General features: G+C 70.1%; 14 protein-coding genes. 8 read left to right on the top strand and 6 right to left on the bottom strand.

Translation table 11 applies throughout. From position 1 onward, the window contains the following. Window positions 1-26 precede the first annotated feature (26 nt). Window positions 27-1199, top strand: a complete 1173-nt coding sequence (gene ftsY, locus ACIBHY_RS27460; protein WP_397244923.1) for a signal recognition particle-docking protein FtsY — start codon at window positions 27-29, stop codon at window positions 1197-1199. A gap of 334 nt (window positions 1200-1533) precedes the next feature. Beyond that, window positions 1534-3213 carry a tetratricopeptide repeat protein gene (locus tag ACIBHY_RS27455; RefSeq protein ID WP_397308093.1) on the top strand — a complete coding sequence of 560 codons (1680 nt, stop codon included), beginning with the start codon at window positions 1534-1536 and terminating at the stop codon, window positions 3211-3213. A 3-nt stretch (window positions 3214-3216) separates the two neighbouring features. On the opposite strand, the gene ACIBHY_RS27450 is transcribed toward ACIBHY_RS27455, so the two are convergent. The 3 genes from ACIBHY_RS27450 to ACIBHY_RS27440 are packed head-to-tail and all read right to left on the bottom strand — an operon-like array spanning window position 3217 to window position 6076. Then, complete coding sequence (locus ACIBHY_RS27450; protein ID WP_379612469.1) at window positions 3217-3999, bottom strand: ABC transporter ATP-binding protein; 783 nt, start codon at window positions 3997-3999, stop codon at window positions 3217-3219. Next, entirely contained in the window at window positions 3996-5048 is a 1053-nt protein-coding gene (locus tag ACIBHY_RS27445) for a FecCD family ABC transporter permease (RefSeq protein WP_397244919.1), read from the bottom strand. Before ACIBHY_RS27445 ends, ACIBHY_RS27450 begins: the two co-directional genes overlap by 4 nt. Then, window positions 5045-6076 (bottom strand): FecCD family ABC transporter permease, encoded by a 1032-nt coding sequence (locus ACIBHY_RS27440; RefSeq protein ID WP_397308092.1) that lies wholly within the window; start codon window positions 6074-6076, stop codon window positions 5045-5047. Before ACIBHY_RS27440 ends, ACIBHY_RS27445 begins: the two co-directional genes overlap by 4 nt. A gap of 95 nt (window positions 6077-6171) precedes the next feature. On the opposite strand from ACIBHY_RS27440, the gene ACIBHY_RS27435 reads away from it, so the two are divergent. After that, window positions 6172-7143, top strand: coding sequence for an ABC transporter substrate-binding protein (locus tag ACIBHY_RS27435; protein ID WP_397244915.1), 972 nt, complete (start codon window positions 6172-6174; stop codon window positions 7141-7143). Here ACIBHY_RS27435 and ACIBHY_RS27430 read toward each other — a convergent pair. Further along, on the bottom strand, window positions 7140-8213 hold the full coding sequence (locus ACIBHY_RS27430; protein ID WP_397244913.1) for a PLP-dependent cysteine synthase family protein: 1074 nt from the start codon (window positions 8211-8213) through the stop codon (window positions 7140-7142). The two genes, ACIBHY_RS27435 and ACIBHY_RS27430, sit on opposite strands and share 4 nt — an antisense overlap. Window positions 8214-8458: 245 nt before the next feature. On the opposite strand from ACIBHY_RS27430, the gene ACIBHY_RS27425 reads away from it, so the two are divergent. Then, the gene (locus tag ACIBHY_RS27425; protein WP_397244912.1) at window positions 8459-9043 is read left to right on the top strand and encodes a sigma-70 family RNA polymerase sigma factor; all 585 of its coding nucleotides are present in this window, start codon (window positions 8459-8461) and stop codon (window positions 9041-9043) included. On the opposite strand, the gene ACIBHY_RS27420 is transcribed toward ACIBHY_RS27425, so the two are convergent. Together ACIBHY_RS27420 and ACIBHY_RS27415 are read right to left on the bottom strand one after the other, a co-directional pair. Next, window positions 9020-9976 carry an anti-sigma factor RsbA family regulatory protein gene (locus tag ACIBHY_RS27420; RefSeq protein WP_397308091.1) on the bottom strand — a complete coding sequence of 319 codons (957 nt, stop codon included), beginning with the start codon at window positions 9974-9976 and terminating at the stop codon, window positions 9020-9022. The two genes, ACIBHY_RS27425 and ACIBHY_RS27420, sit on opposite strands and share 24 nt — an antisense overlap. Before the next feature lie 28 nt (window positions 9977-10004). Next, window positions 10005-10838 (bottom strand): EamA family transporter, encoded by an 834-nt coding sequence (locus tag ACIBHY_RS27415; protein WP_397244908.1) that lies wholly within the window; start codon window positions 10836-10838, stop codon window positions 10005-10007. Between the two features lie 88 nt (window positions 10839-10926). Here ACIBHY_RS27415 and ACIBHY_RS27410 point away from each other — a divergent pair, with 88 nt between their 5' ends. The 4 genes from ACIBHY_RS27410 to ACIBHY_RS27395 all read left to right on the top strand — a co-directional run bounded on the left by ACIBHY_RS27410 (window position 10927) and on the right by ACIBHY_RS27395 (window position 14204). Next, the gene (locus ACIBHY_RS27410) at window positions 10927-11502 is read left to right on the top strand and encodes a helix-turn-helix domain-containing protein (RefSeq protein ID WP_397244906.1); all 576 of its coding nucleotides are present in this window, start codon (window positions 10927-10929) and stop codon (window positions 11500-11502) included. A 75-nt stretch (window positions 11503-11577) separates the two neighbouring features. After that, window positions 11578-11883 (top strand): hypothetical protein, encoded by a 306-nt coding sequence (locus ACIBHY_RS27405; RefSeq protein ID WP_397244904.1) that lies wholly within the window; start codon window positions 11578-11580, stop codon window positions 11881-11883. A 90-nt stretch (window positions 11884-11973) separates the two neighbouring features. After that, entirely contained in the window at window positions 11974-12699 is a 726-nt protein-coding gene (locus ACIBHY_RS27400) for a polysaccharide deacetylase family protein (protein WP_397245290.1), read from the top strand. Next, window positions 12696-14204 carry a helicase HerA-like domain-containing protein gene (locus ACIBHY_RS27395; protein ID WP_397244902.1) on the top strand — a complete coding sequence of 503 codons (1509 nt, stop codon included), beginning with the start codon at window positions 12696-12698 and terminating at the stop codon, window positions 14202-14204. The genes ACIBHY_RS27400 and ACIBHY_RS27395 overlap by 4 nt, the downstream gene beginning before the upstream one ends. The last annotated feature ends 3 nt before the right edge of the window (window positions 14205-14207 follow it).

The following is a 14207-nucleotide window of genomic DNA, read 5'->3' as shown; positions in this document are numbered from 1 at the left end:
GGGCTGATCTGGAAAACTGACTTGTTGTGGATGGTTACCTGGGCATCATCGTGATCGTGGTCGTCGTCGCCCTGCTGGCGGCCGGCGGCCTCTTCCTGCTGTTCAGGCCGGGTGGCAAGGGCGCCCCGCCGGTCGAGCCGCCGGCGACGATCCCGCTTCCCGACGAGAAGGAGAAGCGGCCCGCCGGGGGTGGTGAGGAGTCCGAGGGCGCCACCACCACCGTTCCGCCGCCCGCTCCCGTGGTCGCGGTCAAGCCCGAGGTCGAGGTGCCGCCGCCGTCGGCCGGCCGGATGGTGCGGCTGCGCTCGCGGCTGGCCCGCTCGCAGAGCGCGTTCGGCCGCGGCCTGCTGGAGCTGCTGTCCCGCGACCGTCTCGACGACGAGGTGTGGGACGAGATCGAGGAGAGCCTGATCACCGCCGACGTCGGCGTCGCGCCGACGCAGGTGATGGTCGAGGAGCTGAAGACCAAGGTCAAGGTGCTCGGCAGCCGGACGCCGCACGAGGTGCGCGGGCTGCTGCGCGAGCAGTTGCTGACGCAGGTCAACCCCGGCCTGGACCGTACGCTGCACATCGCCAAGCACGGCGAACGGCCCGCGGTGGTGCTCGTGGTCGGCGTCAACGGCACCGGCAAGACCACCACGACCGGCAAGCTGGCCCGCTCGCTGGTGGGCGACGGCAAGAAGGTCGTGCTCGGCGCCGCCGACACCTTCCGCGCCGCCGCGGCCGACCAGTTGCAGACCTGGGGCGACCGGGTGGGCGCCGAGGTCGTGCGCGGTCCCGAGGGCGGCGACCCGGCGTCGGTCGCCTTCGACGCGACGGCCAAGGGCATGGCGGAGAAGGCGGACGTCGTGATCGTCGACACCGCGGGCCGCCTGCACACCAAGACCGGCCTCATGGACGAGTTGGGCAAGGTCAAGCGCGTCATCGAGAAGAAGGCCACAGTCGACGAGGTCCTGCTCGTGCTCGACGCCACGACCGGCCAGAACGGCATGCGGCAGGCCCAGGTGTTCGCCGAGGTGGTCAACATCACGGGTATCGCGCTGACCAAGCTCGACGGCACGGCCAAGGGCGGCATCGTGATCTCGGTGCAGCGCGAGCTGGGCGTGCCGGTCAAGCTGGTGGGCCTGGGCGAGGGGGCGGACGACCTGGCGCCGTTCGATCCGGAGGTCTTCGTCGACGCGATCTTGGGTGACGACTGAGGCTTTTGGTGGGTTTTCGGACGCTCCATGGGGTTCCGTGGAGCGTCTCCTTATTTGGTGGGTAATGACCCTTACCCCGCAGGTCTTGATCTCCGACTCGGCCCTGTGTTCACATGAGTCGGTCACCTAGAGATCGCGGTCGTATTCGGAACGTCCGCGTCATGAGGTGTGTGCGGAGTGGAAGGGCAAGAATGAAAAAGGTCGTGGTCCACAAGCCGGGAACAGTCAAGCCTGCAGGCGTCGACGCGCCGCGGCACAAGAACTGATCTCAAAAGGGCGGTCCGTCTCCTTCTCCTGGGAGATGCGGGCCGCCCTTCGGCTTGGAAAGGACCTGGTGAACCTTCCGACCATCGACGCCGACCGGCGTCCCCGCGGCCCCTACACGTTCGGTGCGGCGCTCCTGGACGCCCTCGTGCCCGCGGCGCTCGCGTACGGGCCCGAGCTGGTGGCCGCCCACGACATCGAGATCAGGGCCGCGGCGCCGCACCTCGCGCCGCGAGTGCCGCGGGTGCCGGGCGGCAGGGGGTCCCTGGCCGACGACCTGCCCCGCGAGCAGCGCATCCTGATCCCGGGCGCGGGACGTACGCTGCGGATCGCCAACGGGCTGGCCGAGTTCGTCCGTGACCACCTGGCCAGGACCGGGCCGCTGGCCGTCGCCGTGGCGAACCTGGCCGCGGCCGACCCGACCGACGTCCAGCTGGTGGAGGTGCTGCGGCGGCGCGTACCCGAGCTGGTGATCACCGAGGTGGAGGGCCGGCCAGGCGGCGGGCCGTTCGCCACCGACTACGACCGGTTCCGTGACGAGGGCTTCCACCACGCCATGGCCGAGGCAGGGCTGGCCGAGCTGGAGCTGCTCACCCACGACGACGACCCCGAACGCTGGTGGACGCTGCTGCACCGCACCACCGCCGCGCTGGAGGCGATCGGCCGCGAGCCCGCCGCCCGGGAACTGTACGAGCGGGCCAGGCGCGTCGCCACCGAGCCCGGCCACCGCGCCACCGTGGCCTGCTCGATCGCGATGCTGTTCGTCCGCCACCACGATCCCGCCCTGCGCGACCCCGAGGAGGCCCTGGCCTGGATCAACGAGGCGATCACCATCACCTCGCTGCTGCCCGACCGCCGTGAGCGCGCCTTCCACCTCGGCTTCGACCTCAACGGCAAGGCCCTCATCGAGGTACGGCGAGGCCACCCGACCGCCGCCCTGGCCCTGGTCGAGCAGGCCATCGAGCTGGCCGACCGCGACCTGCCCCCGGACACGCACCCGATCCACCGGCTGGTGCTGCGGGCCAACCGCGGCCAGCTCCTCGGCGTCCTGGGCCGTACCGAAGAGGCACTGGCCGAGTACGCCGCCGCGATCGCCGCCGACCCCGGCTACCCCGACTACTACCTCGACCGCGGGACACTCCTCCACAAGCTGGGGCGTCTCGACGAGGCGGTCGCCGACTACGAGAGCGCGATGCGGGTCAGCCCGCCCTTCCCCGAGCCCTACTACAACCGCGCCGAGGTCCGCTACGCGCGCGGCCACCTGGCCGGAGCGCTGGCCGATCTCGACTACGCGCTGGAGCTCGACCCGGGTTTCGCGCCCGGCTACGTCAACCGGGCGGGGCTGCGTGCCGCCCTGGGCGATCAGGGTGGGGCGCGGGCCGACGTGGAGGCGGGGTTGCGGCTGACGCCGCGGGAGCCGTACCTGCTGTGTGTGCTGGGGCAGGTCGAGCAGGCGGCGGGCCGGCGGGCGGCGGCCAGGGCGGCCTACGACGACGCGCTGGCGCTGGACGGCGGGCTGGCGGCGGCGTGGGCGGGGCGCGGCGGGCTGTCGTTCGAGGAGGGCGCGCACGAGGCGGCGGTCGCGGACCTGACCCGCGCGCTGGAGCTGGGAGAACGCGCGGAGCTGCTGTTCAACCGGGCGCTGGCGCTGCGCGCGGCGGGACGGGAACGGGAGGCGCGGGCGGATCTGGCGAGGGCGGCGCGGCTCGATCCGGACGACCCGGACGTCCAGCGCGAACTCGCCCGATAAACGTCAGCGGTGTGAGCCGATGGGCACGACCAGCGGGGTACCGGCCACAGGGTCGGTGATGACCTTGGAATCCAGGTCGAAGACCTCCCGGATGAGCTCCTCGGTCAGCACCTCGTGCGGCGTGCCGGCCGCCACCACGCTGCCGTCGCGCATCGCCACCAGCCGGTCGGCGTAGCGGGCGGCCAGGTTGAGGTCGTGCAGGACCATCACGATGGTACGGCCCGCCTGCGCGTGCAGATCGCGCACCAGCTCCAGCACCTCCACCTGGTGGGCCAGGTCGAGGAAGGTCGTCGGCTCGTCCAGCAACAGCAGGTCGGTGCCCTGGGCCAGCGCCATGGAGATCCACGCCCGCTGCCGCTGCCCGCCGGACAGCTCGTCCAGAGGCCGCTCGGCGAGGTCGGAAAGGCCGGTCATGTTCAGTGCGACGCCCACCGCCTTCTCGTCGTCGGACGACCATTGGCGGTACCAGGTCTGGTGCGGGTGCCGTCCCCTGGCCACGAGGTCGGCGACGGTGAGCCCTTCGGGGGCCGAGGGCGACTGGGGCAGCACGGTGAGGATCCGCGCCACCTCCTTGGTGGCGATCGTGGAGATCTTCTTGCCGTCCAGCAGCACCTCGCCGCCCGACGGTTTGAGCAGGCGGCCGAGAGCGCGCAGCAGCGTGGACTTGCCGCAACCGTTGGGACCGATGATCGTGGTCACGGTCCCGGCCTCGACTCCGAGGTCGAGCCCGTCCACGATGACGCGGTCGCCGTACCCGAGCTTGACGTCTACGGCCTGCAGTCTCATGTGCGCCCCTTACGGATGCGGATCAGAAGGTAGATCAGATACGGTGCGCCGAGCACGGCCGTGACGACACCGACCGGCAGTTCGATGGGGGAGAAGGCGGTGCGCGCGAGCAGGTCGGCGCCGGCGGTGAGCACGGCGCCGACGATCGCCGACGACAGCAGCGGCGGCTGGGCCGAGCGGATCAGTCGCAGCGCGATCTGCGGCGAGGCCAGCGCGACGAAGGCCACGGGGCCGGCCGAGGCGGTGGCCACGGCCGCCAGCAGCACCGCGGCCAGGATCATCAGGGCCCTGGACAGGTTCATGCGCACGCCGAGCGCGGTGACGGTGTCGTCGGAGAAGCGCAGGGCGTTGAGCGAGCGGGTGCCGAGCAGGGTCAGCGGGATCAGTACGGCCAGCGCCAGCGCGACCGGGATCACGTGCTCCCAGCCGCGGCCGTTGAGCGAGCCGCTGATCCACACCATCGCCTGGGCGGTGTCGTTGACGTCGCCGATGGTCATCAGCCAGTACTTGACGTTGGTGAAGACCGCGGCCACGCCGATGCCGACCAGGACGAGGCGGTAGCCGTCGAGGCCGCGCCGCCAGGCCAGGCCGTAGACGATCACGGCGCCGATCAGGCCGCCCAGCAGGGCGAGCGCCGGCATGCCCACGCTGGACAGCAGCCCGCTGACCCCGCCGTGGACGCCGCCGCTGACCACCACTCCGGCGACCACGGTGACCGAGGCGCCGGTGGTGACGCCGAGGATCTCGGGGCTGGCCAGCGGGTTGCGGGCGATCGACTGGATGATCGCGCCGGACAGGGCCAGCGCCGCGCCGACCAGCGCGCCGGTCAGCGCCCTGGGCAGGCGCAGTTCCATGATGACGAAGTGGGCGGGGCTGGAGGCGTCGAAGGTGTCCCTGAACACCTCCTGCACGGTCATGGGCAGGTCGCCGATGCGCATGTTCAGCGCCATCAGCAGCACCAGGAGGACCAGGCCGCCGAACGTGACGGCGACGCCGCGCAGCCGTACCTGCCAGGACAGGCCCGCGAGTCTCAGCGCGTAGGAGGTCACAGCCGCACCGGCTTCCTGCGCCGGACCAGCGCCACGAAGAAGGGCGCGCCGAGCAGCGCGAGCACCACGCCGACCTCAAGCTCGCCGGGCGGTGCCACGACGCGGCCGATCACGTCGCCGAGCAGCAGGAGCGCGGCGCCGATCAGCCCGGAGTACGGCAGCAGCCACCGATGGTCGGTCCCAGACACGCGGCGGGCCAGGTGCGGCACGATCAGGCCGATGAACGACAGCGAGCCGCACGCGGCGACGGCGGCGCCGGTCAGCAGCGTGACCGAGGCGACGCCGACGGCCCGGGTGAGGGCGATGTTCTGGCCGAGGCTGCGGGCCACGTCCTCGCCGAGTGACAGGGCGTTGAGGCCGGAGGCGTTGAACAGGGCCAGCAGCAGCCCGGCCGCGACGAACGGCGCCACCTGCCAGATCACCTCGGTGCCCCGGGCGGCGATGGAGCCGGACTGCCAGAAGCGGAAGACGTCCATGGCCTGCTCGTCGAGCAGGACCATCGCCGAGGTGAGCGCGTAGAGGAAGGCGCTGACGGCGGTGCCGGCCAGGGCCAGCGTGACCGGGGTGGGACCACCGCGCCCGCCGACCATGCCGAGGGCGAAGACGCCGACGCTGGCGACGAGCGCGCCGGCCAGGCCGAACCAGATGAAGCCGAGCAGGCTGGTGGCGCCGAGGAAGATGATCGAGGCGACCATGGCGAAGGCGGCGCCCTGGGTGACGCCGAGCAGTCCGGGGTCGGCGAGCGGGTTGCGGGTGTGGCCCTGCATGAGCGCCCCGGCGACGCCGAGCGCGATCCCGGCCAGGATGCCGAGGGCGGTGCGGGGCAGGCGCAGCGAGCGGATGATGATGTCGCTCTCGGTGCCGGTGGGCGAGGTCAGCGCGTGCCAGGCCTCGGTGAGCGGCACCGCCTTGGCGCCGATGGTAATGCTCAGGACGATCGCGAGCACGAGTACTCCCGTGAGCCCGATCAGCCAGGTCAGGCGGCGGTGACGGAGCTGGGGAAGCTTCACGGCGGTGGTTGCCACCATGCCTTCCTCCTACTCATTTGCCCGATCCTGGTGAAGTATGCCAGCTTAGGCAGGGCTAACCTAATTTAGGGTTGCCTAATGGGGAGAGGGACAACATGAAAGCGTTCCGTGCGGTCGCGGTAGCCGTACTCGCGATGGGGCTGGCGGCGTGCGGTGGCCAGGCCGCGGCCCCCAAGGCCGCCGAGAGCGCGCAGGCGCCCTTCCGCGTCATCAAGCACGCCATGGGCGAGACGAAGATCCCCACGCAGCCGAAGCGCGTGGTCGCGCTCGACCAGAGCTTCGTCGACGCGGTCCTCACCTTGCAGACGCCGGTCGTCGGCTACACGAACTACCGGGCGATCGAGGACAAGCTGCCCGACTACCTGGGCACCGTGGCGGCCGAGTACGGCAAGGAGGCCACCTCGGTCGGCACGCTGGAGCAGCCCAGCCTTGAGAAGATCATGGCGCTCAAGCCCGACCTGATCGTCTCGGCGAAGGTCCGGCACAAGGACCTGTACGACAAGCTCGCCAAGATCGCCCCGACCGTCTTCAGCGAGACCACCGGCGCGATCTGGAAGCAGAACCTCGTCCTCATGGGTCAGGCCCTGGGCAAGGAGTCGCTGGCCGAGGAGACGCTCAAGAAGTTCGAGGAGCGGGCGGGCAAGATCGGCGCGGGGATCAAGGAGAAGGAGGGCAAGCTGCCCACCGTCGCCGTGGTCCGCTTCGCCGGCGAGCCCACGGTCCGCCTCTACGTCGAGAACTCCTACTCCGGCGTCGTGCTGAAGGACGTGGGCTTCCCGCGTCCCACCGACCAGCCGAAGGACCCGAACCAGATCATGGTCCCGATCAGCCAGGAGCGCATCGCCGAACTGGACGCCGACCACATCTTCGTCTCCACCTACGCCGACCCGACGGCCGACGCGCCCAAGCAGAAGTTCGTCACCAACCCGCTGTGGAACAAGCTCAAGGGCACCAAGCACGACGTCGCCGACCTCACGTGGATGAGCGCCGTCGGCATCCAGGGCGCGCACGCGATTCTGGACGACCTGGCGAAGTTCTTCTCCGTGGACCCCGCGAAGGGCGTCTAGACGCCGAGGAAGGCGCGCAGGTCGGACAGATGCGGCTGGATGTCCAGGCCCTGGGCCTCCAGCCAGGCGTCGTCGCCGTAGGTTCCGGCGTAGCGCTCGGCGCCGTCGCAGATCAGCGTCACCACGCTGCCCTGGTCGCCCTCGGCGCGCATCTCCTTGACGAGATCGACGCAGGCGGCGATGTTGGTGCCGGTGGAGGCGCCGACCGGACGGCCGGTGACCTCCCGGACCCACCGCATCCCGGCGACCGAGCGGGCGTCGGGCACGTGGATCATGCGGTCGATCACGCCCGGCTGGAACGACGGCTCCACCCTCGGCCGGCCGATGCCCTCGATGCGCGAGCCGCTCGCGGTGGTCGTCCAGTCGCGCTCGGCCCAGGCCGGGTAGAAGGCCGAGCCCTCCGGGTCGGCGACGGCCAGGCGGGTGTGGTGGCGGCGGTAGCGGATGTAGCGGCCGATCGTGGCCGAGGTGCCGCCGGTGCCCGCGCCGACCACGATCCAGGCAGGCTCGGGATGCGGCTCCAGGGCGAGCTGGCCGAAGATCGACTCGGCGATGTTGTTGTTGCCGCGCCAGTCGGTGGCCCGCTCGGCGTAGGTGAACTGGTCCATGAAGTGGCCGCCCGTCTCGGCGGCCAGGCGGCGCGACTCCTCGTAGATCGCCGACGGCTGGTCGACCAGGTGGCACTTGCCGCCGTAGAACTCGATGAGGGCGATCTTCTCCGGGGAGGTGGTCGCGGGCATCACGGCGATGAACGGCAGGCCGATCAGGCGGGCGAAGTAGGCCTCGCTGACCGCGGTGGAGCCGCTGGAGGCCTCCACGATGGTGGTCCCGGGGCCGATCCAGCCGTTGGCGAGGCCGTACAGGAACAAAGAACGAGCGAGCCGGTGTTTGAGTGAACCCGTAGGGTGCACCGACTCGTCTTTCATATAGAGGTTTACGCCCCAGCGCGCGGGCAGCGGAAAGACGTGGAGATGGGTGTCACTGCTGCGATTGGTATCAGCTTCGACCCGCCGGACGGCCTCGGCAACCCAATGCCGGGCGCCGGAGTCGTGGCGGTCGACGGAGTCCATGGTCCATACGCTATCTCATGTGACTCTGGCCACTTTATCTGCGGAAATGGGTGGATAGTGTTACGATAATGAGACTAGTCCGGCCGTGGACGTGACTACGCACGCCGCGAGCAGTAGGACTGTTCACCTCCCTGACCAGGCAGAACCGGTTAACGCGGCCCTTACGGGGGTTTTGCGAGCATGGAGCTGCTGTCTGGCGGCTCGTGCCGAGACGGGGGATAGCAAGGGGGAATGATTTGATCACGATGACCGAAGAGCAGCGTCAGGATTGGTTCGAGCGCGATGTCGTGCCCGTGACCTCGCAGCTGTTCGCCTCCGCGATGCGCCTCACGCGCAACACCGCCGACGCGGAGGACCTCGTCCAGGAGACCGTGGCCAAGGCGTACACGTCCTACCACCAGTTCCGCGAGGGCACCAACCTCAAGGCGTGGCTGCACCGCATCCTCACCAACAACTTCATCAACGACTACCGCAAGAAGCAGCGTTCGCCCAAGCTCTCGGCCGCCGAGGAGGTCGAGGACTGGCAGCTGCACGCGGCGGAGTCGCACAGCTCCACCGGCCTGAAGTCCGCCGAGACCGAGGCCCTGGAGCGCCTGCCCGACAGCTCCGTGATGAACGCGCTGCGCGCACTGCCCGAGGACTTCCGCGTCGCCGTCTACCTGGCCGACGTCGAAGGCTTCGCCTACAAGGAGATCGCCGACCGGATGGGCACCCCCATCGGCACCGTGATGTCCCGGCTGCACCGCGGCCGCAAGCAGCTGCGCACCATGCTGGAGGCGTACGCGGTCGAGGAAGGCGCCGTGCGCCTACCCGCCCAGCGGGCCGCCTAAGCCCAGGTGGAGGCGGACCCGGAGCGTTCCGGCATCGTCCCGCATCTCCACCAGATCGCAGAGCTGACGACTGATCCAGAGCCCGTATCCCCGAGGGGATTCGGGCTCAGGTGGTATATAGCCGGGTAGCGGGTCGTCCAGGACGCCGCCCGGGTCGGCGATCTCGCAGACGAGCTCCCTGCCGGTCACCCACATCCTGATCATGCCGTGGCCCGCGCCGTGCTCGACGCAGTTGGCCGCGATCTCCGAGACGCTGAGCACGAGCGAGGCGACCAGGTTGCGCTCCATCCCCGCCGCCTTGGCGTAGTCGGCCACGGCCTGCCTGAAGCGTTTGAGCTCGTGGGCGGTGAACCCGACCGAGGTGACCTGGCCCGTGGGGTCGGGCAGCGGGTGGCGGTCGCCGTCGAGGATCAGGTCGTGGGGCTCGACGAAGGCCTCGCTGACGGCTTCGCCGTTCACTCCGGCCAGATACGGGTGGGTGACGGCGCGGTAGTCGAGCGCGGCGGTGGGCGCGGTGCGCACGTCGTAGAGGCAGACGACGATCGCGGGCGCGGCGCCGAGCGCGGCGTTGAGCACCGATTCGTAGCGGATCCACTCGCGGATCTCCCGCTCGGTCCTGCCCTGCCAGCAGGGCTCGCCGACGATCAGTGTCGGGAGGTCTCTGGCGTACTCGTGGTAGGCGGCCAGCGTCCGCTGCGGATGCGCGTACCAGGAGGCGGCGATCCTGCTGTCGATCCGGCCGGCGTCGCGGCCCAGCGCGTCGGCCAGGAGCTGCAGCTTGCGAGAGCAGGTGACCGCGAGCACCCGGCGGCCCTCGTGGAGGGCGGAGCGCACGCGGGGCAGGACGAGGCGGAGGAAGCCCTCATCGGAGTCGTAGGGCATCCCTATGTGCCGTAGCGACTCGTGATTGGCCTGTGCCCGCGCAGGGTGCACGGCCGAAACGTAGCAAGCGGCCGGTGGGCTACGCAACGGCTATGAGCGCGACCGCCCCGAGCGCGCAGGCGACACCGGCCACCTGGATGGTGTGCAGCCGCTCGCCCAGCACGTATCTGGCCAGCAGGAGCGTGCTGGCCGGGTAGAGCGAGACCAGCACCGCGACCAGGCTGAGCATGCCCTCCTGCTTGGCCAGCAGGAAGAGCACGTTGGCCGCCATGTCGAGCAGGCCGGCCAGTGCGATGATGCGCAGCGAGCCGCCGGTGGGCCTGAGCGAGCGCCGGGCGACGACGGCCAGCAGCACGACGAGCGTCACCGAGGAGATTCTGGCGCCGACCAGCGGCCACAGCCCGGTGCCGTCGGGGGACAGGTCGAGCAGGATGAAGAAGCCGCCGAAGCCGGCGCCGGCGGCCAGTGCGATCAGCACCGATCCGAGCGAGCCGCGCCTGCTCGCGGTCGGGTCCTGGCTGACCAGCATCACCGCGGCCAGCGCCAGGACGATGCCGATCAGGGCCTGCGGCGCCGGCCGCTCGCCGGTCACCAAACCGAAGATCACCGGCAGGGTGGCGGAGGTGACCGCCGTGGTCGGCGCGACCACCGACATCGTCCCGGTGGCCAGCGCGCGGTAGAACAGCACCAGCCCGGCCGCGCCCGCGATCCCCGCGCCCATGCCCCACCACAGCGCCTTCTGGTCGAACAGTCCGGGCAGCAGCGGGAGCAGGGCGAGGATGAGGACCAGGCCGGCGACCTGGGAGAGCGCCACCACCGACAGCACGCGCGATCGTCGCGTGGCCAGCCCGCCGCAGAAGTCGGCCGTGCCGTACACCACCGCGCAGACGGTCGCGAGGATCACCGCAGTCACGTCACACTCTCCAGTTCACTCGGTTGAACTATTAGTACAGTACACAGAGTGCGACAGACTAGACAATCTGTTCACTAGACTGCACCGCATGGAAGATCCGGAGACGATCACCGCGGCCATCGCGAACAACGTGCGGGCGCAGCGGGCCCACCGGGGCCTGACGCTCGACGCGCTGGCCGCCCGCTCTGGCGTGAGCAGAGGCATGCTGGTCCAGGTCGAACAGGCCAGAACCAATCCCAGCGTCTCCACGCTCACCCGGATCGCCTCCGCGCTCGGCGTCACCGTGGCGCGGCTGGTCGAGGTGTCCGACGTTCCGGTCGTGCGCATCATCGACAAGTCCGACGTGGTCAACTTCGAGATGGGCGCCTCGCGGGCCATGCTGCTGGTCGGCGCCGACGAGCCGATGATCCTGGAACTGTGGGACTGGCGGCTCGCCCCCGGCGAGCACCACGACGGCGACGCCCACCCGCCCGGCACCCGCGAGATGATCACCGTCCTGCGGGGCGAGCTGACCCTCACCGTGTACGGCAAGAGCCACCGCGTGGGCACGGACGACGCCGCCCTGTTCACCGCCGACCGGCCCCACCGCTATGCCAACGACGGCACGGAGGAAGTCAGAATGATCATGGTCGTGGCCGAGCCGCGAGTCGTTCACGACCAATAACGGCGAACACCTTCCGGATGACGGCCCGGAGTTCCATGATTACTCCGAGGGGCGGTGGGTCAACAGGAGGTATGCGTGAGTGAGGCCCGTGCTGCCACTGAGAAGCTCCGCGGGGAACTGCAAAGTCTCGGTGTGACCACGGCATATGACGTGGGCGACGACGCGACCCTGTCCGTATGGATCGGCTTGGTCGTGCGATTCAGAGATGGTTTTTACCGCTGGCAGGAAGGAGCGGTGAAACGTCGGCATTTGGGTACGGATCCGGTTGGATGTGCCATAAGAGTGGCGCGTCGCTATGCGGAACTACAGGCCGATGTCCCAGCCTGGTGGGAAGACCTGGCCAAGGAATTGCGGGGGGACTCGGCCGGCGATTACCCATAGCGCCCCCGTCGCGATTCCGGGGGGAATATGCGCTGGTGGGGGTGGCCGTTGGCGCTGTTGCTGACGGCAGGGTGCGCGCACGTGCAACCGATGGCCGGGGTCACGTCGGTGCTGCCGATGCGGCCGCCGGACCCTGACCCCGTCGACCCGGGCGTCCTGGCCAGGCAGCTGACCTCCATGCAGCTCGACTGGCCGGGCAGACGCCGGATCGACTGCAAGAGAGCCAAGTGCGTCGCGCTGACCTTCGACGACGGGCCTGGCGACCACACCGCCCGGCTGCTCGGCATGCTGCGCAGGCACGCCGCCAAGGCGACCTTCTTCGTCGTCGGCCAGATGGTCGCCGCCGACAGGCAGGGCAACCTGCGCCGCATGGTCGACGACGGGCATGAGCTCGGCAACCACTCCTGGAGCCACGAGCAGCTCACCACGCTGTCGGAGTCCGGGCTGCGCTATCAGCTCAAGCACACCCAGGACGTGGTCGAGCGGGAGACCGGGGTGCGGATGACGCTCATGCGGCCGCCGTACGGGTCGACCGACGCCTCGGTGGCCGCCGAGACCCGGCGCGAGGGACTGGCCCAGATCCTCTGGAACGTCGACACGCTCGACTGGCGCGACCGCAGCGCCTCGATCGTGGCCAGGCGCGCCGCCCAGGCGAAACCCGGATCGATCATCCTCATGCACGACATCCACCGCACCACGGTCGACGCCATGCCCAAGATCCTCGACGTGTTCGCGGGTAAGGGCTACGCGTTCGTCACCGTGTCCGAGCTGTACGGCAAGCCGCCGGCACCAGGCAGGAAGTACACCGAACGATGATCGACGACATCATCAGGGGCTACACCTTCGACGAGCCCACCATCGACCTCGGCGCCCTGGTCGTGGACGGCGCCGGCCGCCCCGACGCCCAGGTACGCCTGCCGCTGCGCATGCTCAACCGCCACGGCCTGGTCGCCGGCGCCACCGGCACGGGCAAGACCAAGACGCTGCAGGTCATCGCCGAGCAGCTGTCGGCCGCCGGCGTACCGGTGTTCCTGGCCGACATCAAGGGCGACCTGTCCGGCATGGCCCAGCCCGGCGACCCGTCCGACAAGCTCATGGAACGCACCGCCGGCATCGGCCAGATCTGGTCGCCGCAGGCCTGCCCCACCGAGTTCTACGCGCTCGGCGGCATCGGCGAGGGCATCCCGCTGCGCGCCACCATGACGGCCTTCGGGCCCACGCTGCTGTCGAAGGTGCTCGGGCTCAACGACACCCAGGAGTCCTCGCTCGGTCTCATCTTCCACTTCGCCGACCAGGCCGGGCTGCCGCTGCTCGACCTCAAGGACCTGCGGGCGGTCATCCAGTTCCTGCTCGACAACCCCGACGCGCTCAAGGGCGTGGGCGGGCTGTCCAAGCAGACCGCAGGGGTGATCCTGCGGGCGCTGGTGAACTTCGCCGCCGAAGGGGCCGACCAGTTCTTCGGCGAGCCCGAGTTCGACACCGCCGACCTGCTGCGGGTGATGCCGGACGGGCGGGGAATGGTGTCGATCCTGGAGCTGCCGGCCGTACAGGATCGTCCGGCGATGTTCTCGACCTTCCTGATGTGGCTGCTGGCCGACCTGTTCAGCGGCATGCCCGAGGTGGGCGACCCGGACAAGCCGCGTCTGGTCTTCTTCTTCGACGAGGCGCACCTGCTGTTCAGCGACGCCTCCAAGGCGTTCCTGCGCTCGATCACGCAGACCGTGCGACTGATCCGTTCCAAGGGGATCGGCGTGTTCTTCGTCACGCAGACGCCCAAGGACGTGCCGGCCGACGTGCTCGCGCAGCTCGGAGCCCGGGTCCAGCACGCGCTGCGGGCCTTCACCCCGCAGGACGCCAAGGCGCTGAAGGCGACCGTGTCCACCTTCCCCAACTCCTCCTACGACCTGGAGGAGGTGCTCACGCAGCTCGGGATCGGCGAGGCGGTCGTGACCGTGCTGTCGGAGAAGGGCATCCCGACCCCGGTGGCCTGGACCCGGATGCGGGCGCCGCGCTCGCGCATGGCGCCCGCCGACGCGGCCGTGGTGCAGGGCGTGATCGCCGCCTCACCGCTGCGTCCCAAGTACGAGCAGGCCATCGACCGCGACTCGGCCTACGAGATCCTGGCCGCGAAAGTGGTCCCCCCACCCGCAGCCCCCTCTGAGGTTGAGCGGCCGGTGGAGCCTCCGCGCGCCGCCGAACCCACGCTGCTGGAAAGCGTGCTGGGTTCGTCCGTCTTCAAGTCGTTCGCCCGTTCCGCCGCCAGCTCGCTCGGGCGCGAGATCAGCAGATCCATCTTCGGTACGGCCCGCCGCCGCCGCTGACTG

Origin of the sequence: Nonomuraea sp. NPDC050547 (assembly GCF_044457345.1) — a bacterium.
Classification (GTDB): domain Bacteria; phylum Actinomycetota; class Actinomycetes; order Streptosporangiales; family Streptosporangiaceae; genus Nonomuraea.
The sequence above is the reverse complement of the archived record's forward strand: the minus strand, read 5'-3'. Positions and strand labels throughout refer to the sequence as shown.